The sequence below is a fragment of the Mucilaginibacter ginkgonis genome (assembly GCF_009754905.2).
Taxonomy (GTDB): Bacteria; Bacteroidota; Bacteroidia; order Sphingobacteriales; family Sphingobacteriaceae; genus Mucilaginibacter; species Mucilaginibacter ginkgonis.
This window is the reverse complement of the sequence record NZ_CP066775.1, coordinates 3,455,468-3,472,668: the sequence shown is the minus strand read 5'-3', so window position 1 is coordinate 3,472,668 and position 17,201 is coordinate 3,455,468. Positions and strand designations below refer to the sequence as shown.

Below are 17,201 nucleotides of genomic sequence, written 5' to 3'. Positions count from 1 at the left end.
GTTTTAGGCTTTTAAATTTTATTGTTAACTGATACGGTTAGTATAACCCTTGTTTTTTAAGCTCGGCAACCTCGGGTTCTGATATATCAACTATACCATAGCTTTGGATGTTGGTGATAGCCATCTCGTCAAGTATGTTAACCATGTTCTTGTAAACAGATTTATCACTTGGTTTAATGATTACAAACATGTCTTTGCCAGACGCCGCTTTTACTTTAGCTATATTATCTAACAGGGTTTTACGGATACCGTTTTTCCCAAAGTTATCAACCGTTGGTGCAGATTTGCCTGGCTCGCCAATGTACCACTCTATCTTGTCATTGCTGCCAAGTAAGATGGTCATGGTGCGCGACGCTGCTACAGCCAGCTGGTCTGTTTTCTTCTCGTCCTTATCAGGCATGGCAAGGTCCATTGCTTGCGGCTTGTTAAGGGTGGTGGTAAGCATAAAGAAGGTGATAAGCAGGAACGCTAAATCCACCATAGCGGTTAGATCCACACGTGTCGAAGCTTTTTTACTTCTAACCTTACCGCCTTTATTGTCCTTGGAGGAGGTGTCTAATTCTGCCATGTCTTTATTTTTTAGGAGCCTGTTTTAAAGAGGTAATTAAACTAAACTTGTTAACTTTTTGCTTTTGCAAAATGTCTATTACCTTTTTAATGGTAGGATACTCTTCTTTACTGTTACCTTTTATAGACAAACGCATCTCCTGGTTGTTCAACGCAACGTTGGCAATGCGCGATTCGCGGATCCAGTTAAACAACTCGTTGCTTACAGAGTCTGTAGGGATACCCGGTTGCTTATAAGCTTCTGCCTTGTCACTTTCCAGGTCAAGGTATTGTTTCATCTGGTTCATTGGTACGCCAACCGCCTGTAAGTTGCTATAGCGTCTTTTTTCGGCATCTGTAAAAGTGATACCATATTTAGACCCCATTTGCTCAAGGGCTTGTACACGTACCTTAGCACCGGTAATGTCATAAAACACTTTACCAGAGCCTACAACCAGAGTGGCAATATTTGTTTCGGGCAGTTTAATGGTAACCGATGAGTTTGGAGTATCAACCGGCACCGGCTCTTCTGCCTTAGGTTTTGCTGTTAATATGAAAAACGTAAGCAACAAGAACGCAACGTCGCACATGGCAGTCATGTCTGTTACCGTACTTTTTCTTTTGATTTTTACTCTTGGCATAATCTCTTTAGTTAAATATTAGGTTTAAGGATAAAATATCCCGCCCCGCAAGGGGCAGGATCAAACTAAACTCTAATATTATTTTTTGTGAGACGCAGCAAATGTTTGAACGATGCTGAAACCTGTCTCGTCAATTGCGTAAGTCAATTTATCAATTTTAGATGTAAAGATGTTATACATGATAATTGATAAACATGAAGTTAAGATACCGATAGCGGTATTGATCAACGCTTCTGAGATACCAGATGCTAACTGGGCAGAGTTACCGGCACCACCGCCGCCGCCTAATGAAGCGAACGCCACGATCATACCACGTACTGTACCTAACAGACCTGTCAATGTACCAATTGATACCAAAGTAGCAAGGATAGTTAAGTTTTGCTCAAGCATTGGCATTTCTAACGCAGTAGCTTCTTCAATGTCTTTTTGGATAGCCAAAGTTTTTTGGTCAACGTCAAGATTTGGCTCTACTTCCATTTCCTGGTATTTTTTAAGACCTGCTTTGATAACGTTAGCAACAGAACCTTTTTGTTTGTCGCATTCAGCTTTAGCAGCTTCGATGTTACCGGTGTTTAAGAAGCCCTGGATACGTTTAACGAACGCGTCAACGCTGCTTGTACCAGATGCTTTACCGATAACGATAAAACGCTCGATAGAAAAGATAAACACTAATAACAGGTACGTGATCAGTACCGGTACAATTTGACCACCTTTGTGTATAACGCCAAAGTAATCGCCTTCTGCCGGCTCACCTTCCGGGTTACCGCCTTTAAAGTGGCTTGGATCGCCAAGGATGAACATGTAAATTAAGATTGCCACAACTAAGGCAATAGGGATAACCAGTGTAGCGAATGCCGCCGATGTTCCTGAGCTTTCCTTTTTAACCGGTGTAGTTGGTTTTGGTGCGTTTGCCATTACTTTTAATTTTAGTTTAGTTTTTGTTTATAAATGTGTAGTTAATTAATGTGCCGTTTATAAGGCCGAATAACAAATCTAATATTTTAGTGCGATAAAAGTTGCAAATGAAATTTCTTAATAATTATTTATCACAAACTTAAATCGGGCACAAATAGATAAACATACCGGCCTGCAAAAAATTGTTTGTTACATCAATTTTTTACAATGAAAACTATTTTTTTTAAAAATAGCAAGCTAATAGAGATAAAAACTCTGTAACTATGGTGATATAGTTATCCGCCCGCTTTTTTAGCCTTATATTTTTCTTGTACCAGCATGTTGAGCACTTTATCCCTAAAGTCGCCCTGTATCAATATCTCGCCGTCTTTAACAGCGCCGCCTGTACCACATTTAGATTTTAGCGCTTTGCCCAATGCTTGCAGATCATCGTCGGCACCAATAAAACCGCTTATCCTGGTTACCAGTTTGCTGCCTCCCTTTCTGTCGAGATATATTTTAAGGTTTTGCTGTTGCGGAGGTAGTGTCTCCTGATCACCAGTATGTTGTTGCTGATAGGCAAAATCCGGATCGGTGGAATAGATAACTCCCGTAAAGTTCTTGTTTTTGGCCATTTTTACTTAACTGAAATCTTTACCAACTATTATATTGAGTGATGCGGGCTTTATTTGCACTTCAATTTCCTTGCCCAAGGTTATTGGCTCGCCGTCAATATGTACCGGACCAGGCTCATCGCGTGTTACCGTGATCTGTTTTCCCTTTATCACCTTAACATATTTAGAACTTTCGGCCTTTTTAAAAAACATACGCAATCCCATTTCAACGAACCGGTAAAGCGGGAAGGGTTTGATAACGCATACATCTATCAATCCGTCTTGTACAGATGCTGTCGGCGATATATGCGCGTTATTGCCGTATTGTGAAGAATTGGCAAAGCTGAGCATAAACGCATATGTGCTTTGTACATTACCATCTATATTGATATTATACCTGTGCGATTTATAATTAAGCACTTCGCTGAATGCCGAGCGTACGTAGGTAAAAAAACCGCGGTGTTTATGGCGCGCAAATACATCTGCAATGTGCGCATCAAAGCCCATGCCCGCCACATTGAAGAACCACTTGCCGTTCAATTGTGCCCCGTCTATAGTTTGGGTATTTAAGTAATTAAAGCTTTTGATAGCCCCGGCCGTGTCCATTGGGATCTCCAGAAACCTGGATAAGCCGTTGCCGGACCCGTAAGGCAAAATGCCGAATGTTTTACCGGTACCAACCATAACAGATGCGATTTCATTCACTGTGCCATCACCCCCAACAGCAACTATGATGTCAAATTTGTAAATATTTTCTAATGCGATTTTTCCGGCTTGCTTTGGTGCATTTGTAAAAATAATATGATGTTCAAATATATTACTATCAAGGTTTTCACTGATCAATCCCGGCACCTGATCTTTAGATTTACCGCCCGATATGGGATTAATAATGAATAAGATATTTTTTTTCAAGGGATATATTTAAGCGCCAAAAGTAAACCTTATTTGGGTTTAAATAAAAGTGTTTTAATTTTGCCCACGGAAGTGGACTGATTTAAGTGTAAAGGCTGTTACAACGCTTTGCCCGAATTGCAACCACATTAAAAAGTGCTAAAATCGCTTCTTTTTCAGATTGCCCTGCAGATCTCTTCCCAGTTTTTTTCGTATATCTGATTTATTAAAATTATGCCGTACTTATTTACCTCAGAGTCTGTATCAGAAGGGCACCCGGACAAAGTAGCCGACCAGATCTCAGATGCTTTAATTGACAATTTTTTGGCCTTTGATACAGAATCTAAAGTTGCTTGCGAAACGTTGGTAACCACAGGCCAGGTTATCCTTGCCGGCGAAGTAAAATCAAAAGCTTACTTGGACGTTCAAAAGATCGCGCGCGAAGTGATCAACAAAATAGGCTATATCAAAGGCGAGTACATGTTTGACGGCAGTTCTTGCGGTGTATTATCTGCAATACATGAACAGTCGCCCGATATCAATCAGGGTGTAGACCGCCAGGCAAAAGAAGAGCAGGGTGCGGGCGACCAGGGTATGATGTTTGGTTATGCCACCAGCGAAACTGATAATTATATGCCTTTGGCCTTAGACATAGCTCACGCTTTGTTATTAGAACTTGCAGCCATCCGCCGCGAGAATGGCGAGATCAAATATCTGCGTCCTGATGCTAAATCGCAGGTAACACTGGAGTATGACGACAATAATCAACCTGTACGCATCGACGCGATTGTGATCTCTACCCAGCATGACGACTTTGATGAAGAGGCTGCGATGCTTAAAAAGATCAGTGACGACATCATCAGCATCCTAATCCCACGCGTAAAGGCACGTTATCCAAAATACGCGCATTTCTTTAATGACGCGATCAAATACCACATTAACCCAACCGGTAAGTTTGTGATAGGTGGCCCGCACGGCGATACCGGCTTAACAGGCCGCAAGATCATTGTTGACACTTACGGTGGCAAAGGCGCTCACGGTGGTGGCGCGTTTTCTGGTAAAGACCCGTCAAAGGTTGACCGTTCTGCAGCTTATGCTACCCGCCACATTGCCAAGAACCTTGTTGCTGCCGGCGTAGCAGAAGAGGTACTGGTACAGGTGTCTTACGCTATCGGTGTTGCACAGCCAATGGGTATTTACGTGAACACTTATGGTACAGGCAAAGTTGGCCTGTCTGACGGCGAGATCGCTAAAAAGGTAGAGTCTGTATTTAATATGACGCCTTACGCAATCGAAACCCGCTTTAAACTGCGTAACCCGATCTACAGCGAAACTGCAGCTTACGGCCACTTTGGTAAACCAAGCACAACAGTTACCAAAACCTTTACCAGCCCCGACGGCCAGTCTGTAACAAAAGAGGTAGAATTATTTACCTGGGAAAAATTAGACTATGTTGATAAAGTGAAAGCCGAGTTCGGTTTGTAATTTTATCTCTGTTGATATAGAAAAGGCACTCAGAAATGGGTGCCTTTTTTGGTTTAGTTGAATTGGTCGAACCAATTACCGTTAATTGTTATATTTTCAATAAGTTCAATTTCAACACCTAATTTTAATTCCTTTAATTTTTCACACAATAAATCGCCGTTTATCAAATCAATGGCAGGTGCTCCATCCCGAGTTGCTTCTTTTTCAGCATCGCGAGTAAAAGTTCCTGTAGTAATAAATAATCCTTTATCTGCGCGCCCTTGCATTGCACCTCTAAAATCTCTTAACTGGCTTGCGCTTACGGAACTTTTATATCTCTTGCATTGAAAAATTACGTGAAAACTTAAAAATCCGTTAATTCTTACAATTCCTTTTCCATCTATCCCTCCATCACCGGTTTTGCCCTTTACTTCTACCTGAATAAATCCACTTTCTCTTAAAAGGCGTTGAGTTAATCTTTCAAATGCGGATGGTGTGATTTGATAAAGCTTATTTAATAACTCACCTTTCCAATCTAAAATCTCGTTGTCGGATTCGGTGTCTAATTTGACTTTTATTAGGGCATCATCTACAATAGTGGTTTTATCATTTGATCGCCGCCTCTTCTCAATATCTAAAATATTAATATCACTTAGTTTTATGTTTGGATTTTTTAAAGCCCAGACACTTCTCGCCGAATTTTCTAAATATCCATCCATTTTTAATACCGACCTTGCCCAAGCAAGACGATATTCTAATTTAGTACGTCCGTCGGTATGTTGTATCGAGAGAACGCGTTCGGGCAGTTTCATATCCTCATATACCTTTTCATTAATCTCTTCAATGCTACCTGATCCTCCTAATTGCATCAAGGCTTTCACAACGGGTTTGTATAAATCATGAACTTGTGGCAATCCGGGATACTTCTTTTTCATAACAGTAAATATATATCTATCTTTTGAAATGGCTACTAACAGGACTTATCTTCGCCCCATGCATCACCTTAAAGAAAACCCCTGGAAGATCAACAGCGAGAAAGTTATTTATGACAACAAGTGGATCGGTCTTACAGAATACGATGTGACCAACCCCTCCGGCAACCCCGGTATTTATGGCAAGGTGCATATGAAAAATAAAGCCATTGGTGCGCTCCCGCTCGATGAAGAGATGAATACTTACCTGGTTGGTCAATACCGCTTTACGCTGAATCAATACAGTTGGGAGATGCCCGAAGGTGGTGGCGATTTTGATGTGCCGCCGCTGGAAAGTGCAAAACGCGAATTACTTGAGGAAACAGGGCTGAAAGCCAAATACTGGACCGAGATACAGCAAATGCACTTGTCAAATTCGGTTACCGATGAACATGCCATAATATTTCTTGCCCGCGGGTTGGAACAGTTTGAAGCTGAGCCTGAAGACACAGAACAATTAATTATTAAGAAGATTCCCTTCGCCCAGGTATACCGCATGGTTTGCAACGGCGAGATCACCGACAGTATGACCGTAGCTGCTGTGCTGCGTGTGCAATTATTAATACTGGAAAACAAGCTTCCATAAATACTCGATTTCTAAAAAGGAACTGTTTCAGCAGGTGTTTCACTGGCAGCAGTTTGTCAGTGTTTCACTGCGTTAAAAGTGCGGGTTTTGTGGTCTAGTGACAAAGTAGTGCTTGCAGGTAAACGCTGCAACAAACTGTTAATCAATAAAAAGCGATATAGTGTCACATACTTAAAAGTAAGGACACATGTGTTTCAACTGTTTCAGGTGAAACAGTGAAACAGCAAGGTGTTTTACAAACGCTTATACTCTTTTTCATTTAGTACAAAAGCATAACTTTGAGCCGTCGAAATGAGAAGAATTGCCGGAATTATACTTACGCCGATACACTACCTGGTGTTTGGTTTGCTGCTGGGTATTTTTGAACCTGTGCAACGCCTGGTTTATAAGTTTGGTGGCTATAATGCACACAAAAGGATTGTAGATACGCTTAACGCCTGCCTAACGTCTACTTATTATATCCTTTTCAACAGGGTAACATTTAAACGGCTGGAGTTGCCTAAAGGCCGTTCTTTTATATTTGTAGCCAACCACCAAAGCATGTATGATATTTCGCCGTTGATCTGGAAACTGGGGCCTTACCATGCCAAGTTTATTTCTAAGATAGAGTTGGCCAACGGCATACCCTCTATATCCTATAATCTGCGTGTGGGCGGTGGCGCGAACATTGACAGGAAGGATCCGCGCCAGTCGATCAATGAATTGATGAAACTGGGCAGCCGTATGAAAGAAAATGGCTGGTCTACCATTATATTTCCCGAAGGCACCCGCTCTAAAACCGGAAAGGTAAAAGCTTTCCAATCCGCAGGTATCGCTACCATCCTAAAAAAATGCCCCGATGCATTAATCGTTCCCATCGCTGTAGAAAACTCATGGAAGATGGTGCGTTACGGCATGTTTCCACTCAGTACATTTGAACATTTAAAGTTCACCATGCTGCAGCCTATAGAGCCTCAAAAAGGCGCTGTAGAAGAAGCCGTTAAACATGCAGAAAACCAAATCAGGGAGTTTATCGGGCAAGCTTAGCCCTCAATATATCCGTGCAATCACTTAAAAATCAGTGAAATCTTAATCAGATATTCCTGTCCTCTATCTGCTTGAAGAACAGGTCGCGGTAGGTATCGCCAATAGGAATAATTTTATCGCCGATGCTGATGCGGCTACGTTCAATGCTATCGATCTTATTGAGCGCCACTATGTAAGACTTATGCACACGGATAAAGTGCTTTTCGGGCAGAGCATCTTCCATCTTCTTCATGTTCTGAAGGGTAATGATGCGTTCGTCTGGAGTAAATATCGAAATGTAATCTTTCAAGCCTTCTATAAACAGGATATCGTGCAGATAAACCTTTTGAATTTTATGCTCGGTTTTGACAAAGATAAAATCGCTTAAAAAATCATCATAAGCGGCGGGGCTATCGTCTTTAGATTTAACAACTGCCGGGCTTATCACCGACTGTGCCTTTTGCGCAGCCTTGTAAAAACGATCGAAAGCGATAGGCTTAAGCAAATAATCAATAATGTCCAGTTCGTAGCCGTCAAGGGCATATTGCGGGTAAGCCGTGGTAAGGATCACCTTAGTTTTACCATTGGCTATCTTTAGAAATTGCAGGCCGGTTAGTTCGGGCATTTGCACATCCAGAAATACCAGGTCAATGCCGCCCTCTTGTACCAGGGTAAGCGCCTCTATAGGGTTGGTCATCGCTTTAACCAATTCCAGAAACGGCACTTTGGCGATATAATCCTCCAGTATGTGCAGCGCAAGGGGCTCGTCGTCAACAACCAGGCATTTTATCATGGCTATAAAACTAAAGATAATTCAGAAGAATAAGTGTCGTCGCCGTTCTCAATATCTAATTGGTAGCGGCCGGGATACAAAAGCTTCAGCCGGCGTTGTACATTGTTTAAACCAATGCCCCCCACCGCGTCGCGGTTGTGCGCATGCTTTTTGTTAAACACGTAAAATGTGAGGTGCGAATCGGTCACCGTTAAACGGATAAATATAGGGTGCTGCGGGTCATTCACAATGCCATGCTTAAAGGCGTTTTCTACAAAGGAGATAAGAATGAGCGGCACTATTTGCTGGCTGGTGATCGCCCCTTCGACGGTATATTCTATAAATGCTTTTTGCCCATAGCGGATCTTCTGCAGTTCGATGTAATTTTCCAGGTATTTTAGTTCCTTGTCCAGCTCCACTTTATTGTCATTGCTTTCATAAAGCATATACCGCATTATTTCAGACAGTTTCAATACAGCCTCGGGCGTAGTTTCAGACCTTTGATAAGCCAGCGAATAAATGGTATTGAGCGAGTTGAAAAGAAAATGCGGATTGACCTGCGATTTTAGAAAAGAAAGCTCAGCTGTTAGGCGCTGGTTTTCCAGGTCACGCTGTATACGCTCGTTGGTAAACCAATCTGTACCGAATTTGAGCAGTACGCTAAAGAAAATAAAAGTTAATCCCGTTAAAACCGTGTTGAGCATATAAAAGCCCATGGTGATCACTTTACCTCGCTCTGTGATCAGCAAGTAAGACCTGAATGTTAGCGCAATTCCATACTTACCAAATCCAAGCAGTATTAATGTAACCAATACTACCAAGGCATACTGACCAAATTTTTTGCGGTTGAAAAAGAATGGGATATATACCAGCAGGTTTAAATAGAAAAGACCAATATTGATAATGCCGAAGCCTACAAAAACTATCGCAGTTTCTTCCCAGCCCATCTTGCTATTGCCATGGATCACCAGGGAGAAAAAAGAAACTATGGCGACCCAAAAGAGGCTGTGCCACGCAACCTGCTTACCTGCTTTCATTGGTTTAAATATACGTTAAGGCCCTTAAGCACGGTTTTATATTATATCTACCACTCGGTTTGACCGACGAACGCCCCATTTGTTACGACAAACCTTTTTGTGGTTGCTGGTGCCCGTTCATCTATAATTAGTGGCTGTTGGTATAATAGATTTTAGCAGGAAATTATTTAGAAGTTCCTTTGTTGAGTCAAATCACAACAAACAAAATGAAAAAGTTTATTAGCTCTCTTAATCCATTTATCCTTTTACTGATCCCGGTATTGGTTGCATTGGTTATGGGTATCAACTACCAGTTTGAGCAAGCTAAAGAATTTACCGCCGGCAGTAACATTGCACACGCAACATCACTTTTCCAGAAAAGTGTAGGAGTTGTTAAATTGGTGTGCGAAGTTGCTCAGCAAAAAATGTGGTAACTATATCAACCTACATTTTTTGATAATATCATGTAGAGACGCAATAACTTGTGTCTCTTTTTTATTTCATCTTTATTTAAACTGCGGGTCGTTTTTCCCTTTTTCTAACCAATTGCGAGGGTTTTGATATATATAATGCTTTACATTTTCATGTTCGGCGGCATCTCTTATAATTCTGTCGTAATATTTTGATTGCCAGCTAAAGTCGATATTATTTTTTGTAGCTTATGTTTTAATGGACGCTTTGTATCCTCTTACGATCGATGCAAGATTATTACTTTGGCTACCAAACTTGTTGACATTCCAATTTGCTTTATGAGGTTTATGATGAATAATATGCCATGCAGGTGATTCGGCATAATTACAAAATCATCCAATTCGACAAATGAAAAATGTTTAGGAATTTCAAGCCAGTTTTTAAAGGCAATATTTGCAATTTCCGTTTTCTGTAGAGACACAATATGTTGTGTCTCTACGATGTCTCCGAAATAATGAGTTTTATCTTTTGTACAAATGGTGACGAAATACAATCCGTTTGATCCATAATCCCAGTTAGGTCTTCTAAAAGATGTAGTTCTATATTTATCACGAAATTTTTCGCCCATTTCTTGTAGAGACTTAATATTTTGTGTCTCGTAATTTGAATTTTTGAATGCGGTGACGTGACACGCAAGGTATTGCGTCTCTAACGCTCGGGTTTCGGGTAAACCATCTGGCTTTCATGGCCTTCGGCGTCTACCGCCTGCACCGCGAACAAATAATTATCTTTAGAATAATCAACTGTGGCGGTATTACCTGTAAAATAGAATTTCTTTTCCCAATACGGGCTTATCGTTTCGCGCATCAGTACATAATAGCCTGCAGGCTTTTTGCCGGCCACCGGCGTTTCCCATTTTAGGGTAGTTTTATTAGTGAGACCTTTAGTTGTGACCACAACGTTTTGTGGCTGCGCAGGTGCCATAGCCAGGTTGGCTAGTACCGAGAGGTTCATTCGCGCCACTTTCTGAATATAATCATAATCGGCAGCATCCGGCACATCGCCGTAGTCCACTCCGTTCTCTTTGCGCACGTTCTGGTGCTGGCGGTTAAAGTCTTCATTCATTTCCGTAAAGCGCACCGCCGCGAAACCGTTTTGCAAAAAAGGTGTGTGGTCGCCGCCGCGCAAAAAGCGGTCGCGGCGGTAGATCATCTTCACGTCCAGCTGCTGTACGTAACGTTCGCCAATTTCTTTAATGTAACGGGCCAGTTCGCGTGAGGGGCTGTCATTCTCGCCGCCGTTGCTGATCAATGCCGCGAGTGCACGGTCATTCCCCGGCTGACTCAACACAGAGGGCACACCATCGCTGAACACACGCACACTGCGGTTATCTTTCAACCCGGTTTCAAAGCCATAAGTATTGCCAACTATATCGTTGTTCAGCATGGCGTCAATCATCCAGCCCTCGGCCTTGGCACGCTTAGCCAGATTGCCCGAGCCATTCAAGCCCTGCTCCTCACCCGCCACAGTGACGAATATGATCGTGGCCGGGAAACTATGTTTGCTCAACACCCTTGCGCATTCCATTGAAACTGCTGTACCCGAGGCGTCGTCAACAGCGCCGGGGGCGTAAGACTTCGCGTCCATCACATCATTAACCCGTGAGTCATAATGACCGGATACCATAAAAATACGCTTGTCATTTGGGTCAGAACCCTTTAAAATGGCCAGCACGTTTTTCAGGATGGTTGGTTTGTCGAACCTTCCGCCTGCCGGCGTCTCGAATGTATCAAATTCTACATGCATGCGCCCGCCCGATGCTTTGGCGTATTGTTCAAATTCGCTTTTTATCCAATTACGTGCGGCACCAATTCCTTCTGTTTTGCTGGTAGTGTCGCTCAAGGTACTGCGGGTTTTAAAACTCACCAGTTTGCGCACTGTAGCTTCTATGTTTTTTGACGACACCTCATCTACCATTTGTGAAATGGCAGCATCGGGCTTAATAGTAACAGGTTGCGCAAACGCAGGTGCGGCAAACAACAGCGGAAGTAAATATTTGAATTTCATGACTTTGCAAAGATTGATCTGCAAAATAATATTTACGTTTCAGAAACGCTATCCGAAACAAGAATTTTACCAAGCCTGCAAAACAAAAAAGCCAGGCACCCTGCCTGGCATATACCATACTATTAAAGGTTAATTGCTATTTCTTCAGCGTGATCCTGATTTGATCTTTTGTAACGTCACTTCCTGGTTTAGCTTTAATGATATTTATACTTTCAATATGATTCGGGTCGATGTCTTTCATGCTTTTCACTTCAACACCATCAACAAAATAAACCGGGCTATATGGGCCTGTAAGGCTCATATTATATCGCTTACCTGTAGTGTCAACATAAATGCTCATCGGCACTCCTGAAGGTGAGGCAGGCGGCGGAGGGGCATCACGACGAATAATGGTTACTATCTCGGCGGGTCTTCTGTTTGTCGGTGGTGCAGGTGGCGGCGGCGCATCATGAGTGTTATTTGTCGAAGGCTTAGGCATGTCCTGTAGTGAAAATTGAATTGGGATGGTGTATTGTTGACGAACAGGCTTGCCATTTTGCTTGCCTGGAGTCCATTTAGGGGCAATTGATAGCACGCGGACCGCTTCTTCATCTGTACCGCCACCAAGGCGCCTTACTACTTTCATATCACTGAATGATCCATCTTTTTCAATAATAAATTGACAGATTACCCTTCCCTGAATATTATTCTTTCGCGCTTCAGCCGGGTAATGTATATTACTACCTAAAAAACGGTAAAACTCTTCCATGCCATTTGCTGGTTGAGCTGATTGCTCAACAGAAGTAAAAACACGGTTATCTTGAGTGGTATCTGCATCGGCAACAGGCTCTGCGAGACTTAACGTTTCATTGGCGTCGGTAACAAGTTTTTGCTCGGTTAACTTAAGAGGTTCGTCAGACAACAAAGGCGCTATAACTTGCTGCGTTACTGCTTGTGGTTTAAGGTTTAACACTTGCGTGGCCCTTTGCGAAACTTTATTAACGATAACATTTGTTTTAGCTGTTGCGGATGACAGGATCACCATCAGGGCAAACAGCGGCGCAGACAGCCCGTATTTAAACAAGGCTGTGCGCTGCGAAGGATTTTTGTGTAACATCATGATACGTTGTTTTAGTAAACTATGGTTAAAAAAAGAGTTAGCTAATTGGTTAACCGGCAGCCCCACGGTCTGGCTAAGCAGCAGCATGGCATAGGTTTGCTTTTCTGTACCGCTATTCACTATTTCGCTGTCAGCAATAAATTCATGGATGGTTTTTATAGCCTTACGGTACAGGTATACTATCGGGTTAAACCAGTTAACGATGGCAACAAATTCTATCAACAGCACGTCTGCAGAGTGCCATTGCCGGGCGTGCACATTCTCGTGGTCAGAAATTATGCCGGCCTCGGGCAAGTTCTTGTCCAGTTTCACTTTATTAAAAAATGAAAAGGCGGCACCGGTCGAAAGCTTATTGAAGGCATACCTTAGTTTCAGAAAATATACGCACAGCCTTGTGATTAGCACCAATACGCCAGCTACGTATAAAGCGGCAAGGGCCTGGCCTAAGCTAAAACTACTATCAACCTGTGTATTACCGCTAGTAATGTTCACCACATTAAGCATGTATATGGTCTGGTTAATGCGCTGCGTGATGAACAGGTTTCGCAACCAGTCAGCTTGAATAACAGGTATTACAAACGACAGCACAGCAGAACCGATAAGGTAAAGCCGATTGAGCCTAAAAAATGTTTCGCTGCGCAGCAGCAATGCATAAAAGCCGTAAAACAACAGCAAATACACATTCACGAGTAAAAGATATTGCCACCAGGTCATGATTATTTTTGTTTAAGTTCTTCAATCAGTTTTAAGATCTCATCGGCCTCTTTCATGTCAATCTTTTCCTTTTTCACAAAAAAAGAGAACATGCTCTGCACCGAGTTGTCGAAGTAGCCGCTCAGCAATTTATCCGTCGCGAAATTCTGATACTGTTCTTTACTCACCAGCGGATAATACTCGTGGCTTTTGCCGTATGCTGTATGGCCTACAAATCCTTTGGTTTCCAATATGCGGATGAACGTCGAAACCGTATTGTAAGCAGGCTTTGGCTCGGGCAGTTGTTCTATCACATCTTTTACATAACCTTTTTCAATATCCCAAAGCACTTGCATCAGTTGCTCCTCGGCGCGCGTTAATTCTTTTAGTTCCATAGCTTTAAGTATGCTGTTCTTTAACAAAAACCGAATCTACTAAATAATTAGTTAAAGCTAAAACTAATATTTTAGTTGTGCAAATTTTTTTTCACAGAACTTTTATTTCGCTGTGCAGTTTAATACAGACCAATTTCAACCTATGTATATAACTTTTCATGGCGCCGCGCGGCACGTAACCGGCAGCAAACATTTAATACACTTAAATAACGATACCCAAATACTATTAGACTGTGGCATGTTTCAAGGCATGCAGAATGCCGACGACCTGAACGGACATTTTGGCTTTGTGCCCGAGAAGGTAGATTATATGGTACTCTCTCACGCGCATATTGACCATTGCGGATTGATTCCGCGATTGGTTGCCGAAGGTTTCAAGGGCCCAATATTTTGCACCCCGCCTACCATGCACCTGGCCAGGATATTACTGGCCGACTCGGCACGGATACAAGAAAGTGATGCCGAGTTTGATAACAGGCATCGGCATGGCGGTGACGAAACGCCCCCACTTTATACCGAAGAAGATGCCATGAACGCGCTGCACCAATTTAAGGTAGTTGAGTATGGTGAAGACTTTGACATTTCGCCGGATATAAAACTGCGCTTTACAGACGCGGGTCACCTGCTGGGCAGCGCTGCTGTACACCTTTCCATTAATGAAGATGGCAAGACTACCAATATTACTTTTAGTGGCGATGTAGGCCGTTATGGTGATATGATACTGCGCAGCCCGGCTAAGTTTGAGCAGGCTGATTATATACTATTAGAATCAACTTACGGCGATTCGCTGCATAAAGACCTGAAGCCTATAGAGAATGCTCTGCACGATGTGATACAACACACTTGTATGGTTAGGCATGGCAAGGTGATCATCCCGGCTTTTAGTGTAGGCCGTACCCAGGAATTGCTTTACGCTTTAAACGCGCTGGAACTTGATGGCCGCTTGCCCGATGTGCCTTACTATGTGGACAGTCCGCTGGCTGATGAAGCTACGCAAGTACTTAAAGAACACCCAGAGGTTTATAACAATGAGGTGAAAAAGGTAATGCAAACCGATGCAGATCCTTTCGACTTTAAAGGCTTGCACTTTATAAAAAGCACGCAGGAATCTATAGCGCTTAATGACGACCCGCGACCATGTGTCATCATATCCGCGTCGGGTATGGCAGAGGCCGGCCGGGTGAGGCACCACATCAAAAACAACATCGGTCAGGAAAAAAATACCATTCTGATTGTTGGCTACTGTGAACCATCATCGCTGGGCGGGCACTTGCTTAACGGCGACAAAGTAGTGCGCATTTTCCATGAAGAGGTTGATGTGAAAGCCGATGTGCGATCCATAAAATCTATGAGCGCGCACGGCGATTATGAAGACTTGCTAAAGTTTGTATCGTGCCAGGATCCGGCTAAAGTAAAGCAGCTGTTCCTTGTTCATGGCGAATACCCTGTGCAGCAGCACTTTGCAGATAAGCTAAAAAAGGCAGGTTTCGAAAATATAGAGATACCATATCAGCATCAAAAAATAGAATTGGAGTAGGCATTCGCCTACTCCAATTCCGTCTGTTAGAATTTCCGCGCTAACAGCCTTTGGCTTAATTCGTCAAATCTTATAACCGCTGCTATCCAGATCACGGCTTCGATAGCCATTGGAAAAAGGATGTTTTGCTGATGCTGCAAATGGGTAGCTATGGCTCCGCCCAGGTAAGACGATAGCAGCAAGGTGCCTAAAATCCCGGTACGCGGTATAGCAAACAGGATAACGGAACTTATCTCGATCAGTCCGAGGATACGATAGGTTTCTGCCGAGATACCAAACGATTTGGTCATCACTAAAGCATGCTCACTCCCAATTATTTTATCAGAAGCAGAGGCAGTCAGCATAAACGAAATGATTGCGGTTAATACCCAGCCTGTAATTTTCTTCGTTTTCAAATTCATGATAATCATATTAAAGGGCCATACCGCCGTCGATAAAAAATTCGGCGCCGGTAATAAATGATGAGGTGGTGTTATCAGATAAATATGCAACCAGCTTGGCCACATCATTTGGCGTACCCATTTTGGCCAGAGGCACCTGGCCAATGATCATGTCGCGCATACTTTTTAGCGTAGCATCGTCCATACCAAATTTGCCTTGCATCTCTGTTTCGGTTGGCCCCGGATTTACTGTGTTGACCCTTATTTTACGAGGTGCCAGTTCCTTTGCGGCTATCTTTGCCAGATGGCTCATTGCCGACTTACTTGCGGAATAGACCGAACTATTTGGCATATTGAGTGCTGTATTGCCAGATGCCAGGAAAACTACAGACGCGCCATCGTTTAAAATCGCCAAAAACTTTTGAAGCGTGAAAAAGCTGCCTTTAAAGTTTACATCCATCATTGTATCAAATTGCTCTTCAGATGTATGCGCTATCGGCATGAAAAAAGCGACGCCGGCATTAATGAATAGCACATCTACTTTTCCAACAGTGTTGCCAACTTCTGTTACTAGTTTGTCGATGTCAGTTAGCTTAGATTGATCTGCCAACACGCCTTTTACACCCAATGTTGCTGCAGATGCATCAAGCGCATCTGCGCGTTTGCCTGTGATTATCACTTGGGCGCCTGCATCCTTAAATTCTTTTGCTGTTGCGTAGCCTATACCGCTGTTGCCGCCGGTTATTACAACCACCTTATTCTCAAAATTTTTCATATCTGTAAATTTTATACAAAGATGCAAGACGGGTAGTGTATACTTGTAATCAATTACAAAAAGGTAAGTAGTTACACAGAGGATAGTATATGAAAGAAAAAGGTAAATCGCATGATGATTGCAGCCATGTTCATTTGGCAATTCAAGACACGTTATATGTGGTTAACGGCAAGTGGAAGCTGCTGATACTCTCCATTCTGATAAATAACGGCACAAAACGTTTTGGCGAATTATCACGCGAATCGGGCATTTCACCACGCATTTTATCTAAAGAATTACAAGAATTGGAATTGAACCAACTGGTTACGCGCAAAGTGTGCGATACTAAGCCTGTTACCGTAGAATACAGTGCCACCGCCTATGCCGGAACATTGAAAGAAGTAATAGATGCCATGATCCGCTGGGGCGAGAACCACCGGAAAAGGATATTGAGCCAATAACCCG

At 42.7% G+C, this 17,201-nt stretch carries 20 protein-coding genes; 6 read left to right on the top strand and 14 right to left on the bottom strand.

The features are described 5' to 3' along the window. Positions 1-37: 37 nt before the first annotated feature. From GO620_RS16110 to GO620_RS16090, 5 genes are all read right to left on the bottom strand, one after another. Positions 38-568, bottom strand: a complete 531-nt coding sequence (locus GO620_RS16110; RefSeq protein WP_157524828.1) for an ExbD/TolR family protein — start codon at positions 566-568, stop codon at positions 38-40. A gap of 4 nt (positions 569-572) precedes the next feature. Continuing rightward, positions 573-1,187 (bottom strand): ExbD/TolR family protein, encoded by a 615-nt coding sequence (locus GO620_RS16105; RefSeq protein WP_157524826.1) that lies wholly within the window; start codon positions 1,185-1,187, stop codon positions 573-575. Positions 1,188-1,265: 78 nt separating this feature from the next. Then, on the bottom strand, positions 1,266-2,102 hold the full coding sequence (locus GO620_RS16100) for a MotA/TolQ/ExbB proton channel family protein (RefSeq protein WP_157524824.1): 837 nt from the start codon (positions 2,100-2,102) through the stop codon (positions 1,266-1,268). Between the two features lie 275 nt (positions 2,103-2,377). Then, complete coding sequence (locus GO620_RS16095; protein ID WP_157524822.1) at positions 2,378-2,716, bottom strand: translation initiation factor; 339 nt, start codon at positions 2,714-2,716, stop codon at positions 2,378-2,380. Between the two features lie 6 nt (positions 2,717-2,722). Next, a complete protein-coding gene (locus GO620_RS16090; RefSeq protein WP_157524820.1) occupies positions 2,723-3,607 on the bottom strand; it encodes a diacylglycerol/lipid kinase family protein in 885 nt (294 codons plus the stop codon). Between the two features lie 213 nt (positions 3,608-3,820). On the opposite strand from GO620_RS16090, the gene metK reads away from it, so the two are divergent. Continuing rightward, a complete protein-coding gene (gene metK / locus GO620_RS16085; RefSeq protein WP_157524818.1) occupies positions 3,821-5,071 on the top strand; it encodes a methionine adenosyltransferase in 1,251 nt (416 codons plus the stop codon). 53 nt (positions 5,072-5,124) lie between these two features. Here metK and GO620_RS16080 read toward each other — a convergent pair whose 3' ends face one another. Next, complete coding sequence (locus tag GO620_RS16080) at positions 5,125-5,985, bottom strand: restriction endonuclease (RefSeq protein WP_157524816.1); 861 nt, start codon at positions 5,983-5,985, stop codon at positions 5,125-5,127. 28 nt (positions 5,986-6,013) lie between these two features. Between GO620_RS16080 and GO620_RS16075 the strand changes: the two genes are divergently transcribed. Together GO620_RS16075 and GO620_RS16070 are read left to right on the top strand one after the other, a co-directional pair. Continuing rightward, positions 6,014-6,607, top strand: coding sequence for an NUDIX domain-containing protein (locus GO620_RS16075; protein WP_244139429.1), 594 nt, complete (start codon positions 6,014-6,016; stop codon positions 6,605-6,607). A gap of 291 nt (positions 6,608-6,898) precedes the next feature. Beyond that, positions 6,899-7,633, top strand: coding sequence for a lysophospholipid acyltransferase family protein (locus tag GO620_RS16070; protein WP_157524814.1), 735 nt, complete (start codon positions 6,899-6,901; stop codon positions 7,631-7,633). A gap of 46 nt (positions 7,634-7,679) precedes the next feature. Here GO620_RS16070 and GO620_RS16065 read toward each other — a convergent pair whose 3' ends face one another. Both GO620_RS16065 and GO620_RS16060 read right to left on the bottom strand, forming a co-directional pair. Continuing rightward, complete coding sequence (locus GO620_RS16065; RefSeq protein WP_157524812.1) at positions 7,680-8,405, bottom strand: LytR/AlgR family response regulator transcription factor; 726 nt, start codon at positions 8,403-8,405, stop codon at positions 7,680-7,682. A gap of 2 nt (positions 8,406-8,407) precedes the next feature. Then, positions 8,408-9,421 carry a sensor histidine kinase gene (locus GO620_RS16060; protein WP_157524810.1) on the bottom strand — a complete coding sequence of 338 codons (1,014 nt, stop codon included), beginning with the start codon at positions 9,419-9,421 and terminating at the stop codon, positions 8,408-8,410. Between the two features lie 206 nt (positions 9,422-9,627). Between GO620_RS16060 and GO620_RS16055 the strand changes: the two genes are divergently transcribed. Then, positions 9,628-9,834, top strand: coding sequence for a hypothetical protein (locus GO620_RS16055; RefSeq protein ID WP_157524808.1), 207 nt, complete (start codon positions 9,628-9,630; stop codon positions 9,832-9,834). 254 nt (positions 9,835-10,088) lie between these two features. Here GO620_RS16055 and GO620_RS16050 read toward each other — a convergent pair whose 3' ends face one another. From GO620_RS16050 to GO620_RS16035, 4 genes are all read right to left on the bottom strand, one after another. After that, complete coding sequence (locus GO620_RS16050) at positions 10,089-10,439, bottom strand: transposase (protein WP_198173547.1); 351 nt, start codon at positions 10,437-10,439, stop codon at positions 10,089-10,091. A gap of 80 nt (positions 10,440-10,519) precedes the next feature. Then, a complete protein-coding gene (locus GO620_RS16045; RefSeq protein ID WP_157524806.1) occupies positions 10,520-11,878 on the bottom strand; it encodes a M20/M25/M40 family metallo-hydrolase in 1,359 nt (452 codons plus the stop codon). Positions 11,879-12,014: 136 nt separating this feature from the next. Next, the gene (locus tag GO620_RS16040) at positions 12,015-13,691 is read right to left on the bottom strand and encodes a M56 family metallopeptidase (RefSeq protein ID WP_157524804.1); all 1,677 of its coding nucleotides are present in this window, start codon (positions 13,689-13,691) and stop codon (positions 12,015-12,017) included. Between the two features lie 2 nt (positions 13,692-13,693). Then, positions 13,694-14,065, bottom strand: coding sequence for a BlaI/MecI/CopY family transcriptional regulator (locus tag GO620_RS16035; RefSeq protein WP_157524802.1), 372 nt, complete (start codon positions 14,063-14,065; stop codon positions 13,694-13,696). 142 nt (positions 14,066-14,207) lie between these two features. Between GO620_RS16035 and GO620_RS16030 the strand changes: the two genes are divergently transcribed. Next, positions 14,208-15,602: an MBL fold metallo-hydrolase RNA specificity domain-containing protein gene (locus tag GO620_RS16030; RefSeq protein ID WP_157524800.1), complete on the top strand. Its 1,395-nt coding sequence runs from the start codon at positions 14,208-14,210 to the stop codon at positions 15,600-15,602. A 26-nt stretch (positions 15,603-15,628) separates the two neighbouring features. Here the strand turns inward: GO620_RS16030 and GO620_RS16025 are convergent, their stop codons facing one another. Both GO620_RS16025 and GO620_RS16020 read right to left on the bottom strand, forming a co-directional pair. Then, positions 15,629-16,003 (bottom strand): DoxX family protein, encoded by a 375-nt coding sequence (locus GO620_RS16025; RefSeq protein ID WP_157524798.1) that lies wholly within the window; start codon positions 16,001-16,003, stop codon positions 15,629-15,631. A 10-nt stretch (positions 16,004-16,013) separates the two neighbouring features. Then, entirely contained in the window at positions 16,014-16,757 is a 744-nt protein-coding gene (locus GO620_RS16020; protein WP_157524796.1) for an SDR family oxidoreductase, read from the bottom strand. A gap of 89 nt (positions 16,758-16,846) precedes the next feature. Between GO620_RS16020 and GO620_RS16015 the strand changes: the two genes are divergently transcribed. Continuing rightward, the gene (locus tag GO620_RS16015) at positions 16,847-17,197 is read left to right on the top strand and encodes a winged helix-turn-helix transcriptional regulator (RefSeq protein ID WP_157524794.1); all 351 of its coding nucleotides are present in this window, start codon (positions 16,847-16,849) and stop codon (positions 17,195-17,197) included. Positions 17,198-17,201 lie beyond the last annotated feature (4 nt).

Bases quoted from the DNA above. Each gene is read 5' to 3' on its own strand.
- GO620_RS16110 (WP_157524828.1), bottom strand. From the start codon at position 568: ATGGCAGAATTAGACACCTCCTCCAAGGACAATAAAGGCGGTAAGGTT.
- GO620_RS16105 (WP_157524826.1), bottom strand. From the start codon at position 1,187: ATGCCAAGAGTAAAAATCAAAAGAAAAAGTACGGTAACAGACATGACT.
- GO620_RS16100 (WP_157524824.1), bottom strand. From the start codon at position 2,102: ATGGCAAACGCACCAAAACCAACTACACCGGTTAAAAAGGAAAGCTCA.
- GO620_RS16095 (WP_157524822.1), bottom strand. From the start codon at position 2,716: ATGGCCAAAAACAAGAACTTTACGGGAGTTATCTATTCCACCGATCCG.
- metK (WP_157524818.1), top strand. From the start codon at position 3,821: ATGCCGTACTTATTTACCTCAGAGTCTGTATCAGAAGGGCACCCGGAC.
- GO620_RS16080 (WP_157524816.1), bottom strand. From the start codon at position 5,985: ATGAAAAAGAAGTATCCCGGATTGCCACAAGTTCATGATTTATACAAA.
- GO620_RS16075 (WP_244139429.1), top strand. From the start codon at position 6,014: ATGGCTACTAACAGGACTTATCTTCGCCCCATGCATCACCTTAAAGAA.
- GO620_RS16070 (WP_157524814.1), top strand. From the start codon at position 6,899: ATGAGAAGAATTGCCGGAATTATACTTACGCCGATACACTACCTGGTG.
- GO620_RS16065 (WP_157524812.1), bottom strand. From the start codon at position 8,405: ATGATAAAATGCCTGGTTGTTGACGACGAGCCCCTTGCGCTGCACATA.
- GO620_RS16060 (WP_157524810.1), bottom strand. From the start codon at position 9,421: ATGAAAGCAGGTAAGCAGGTTGCGTGGCACAGCCTCTTTTGGGTCGCC.
- GO620_RS16055 (WP_157524808.1), top strand. From the start codon at position 9,628: ATGAAAAAGTTTATTAGCTCTCTTAATCCATTTATCCTTTTACTGATC.
- GO620_RS16050 (WP_198173547.1), bottom strand. From the start codon at position 10,439: ATGGGCGAAAAATTTCGTGATAAATATAGAACTACATCTTTTAGAAGA.
- GO620_RS16045 (WP_157524806.1), bottom strand. From the start codon at position 11,878: ATGAAATTCAAATATTTACTTCCGCTGTTGTTTGCCGCACCTGCGTTT.
- GO620_RS16040 (WP_157524804.1), bottom strand. From the start codon at position 13,691: ATGACCTGGTGGCAATATCTTTTACTCGTGAATGTGTATTTGCTGTTG.
- GO620_RS16035 (WP_157524802.1), bottom strand. From the start codon at position 14,065: ATGGAACTAAAAGAATTAACGCGCGCCGAGGAGCAACTGATGCAAGTG.
- GO620_RS16030 (WP_157524800.1), top strand. From the start codon at position 14,208: ATGTATATAACTTTTCATGGCGCCGCGCGGCACGTAACCGGCAGCAAA.
- GO620_RS16025 (WP_157524798.1), bottom strand. From the start codon at position 16,003: ATGAATTTGAAAACGAAGAAAATTACAGGCTGGGTATTAACCGCAATC.
- GO620_RS16020 (WP_157524796.1), bottom strand. From the start codon at position 16,757: ATGAAAAATTTTGAGAATAAGGTGGTTGTAATAACCGGCGGCAACAGC.
- GO620_RS16015 (WP_157524794.1), top strand. From the start codon at position 16,847: ATGAAAGAAAAAGGTAAATCGCATGATGATTGCAGCCATGTTCATTTG.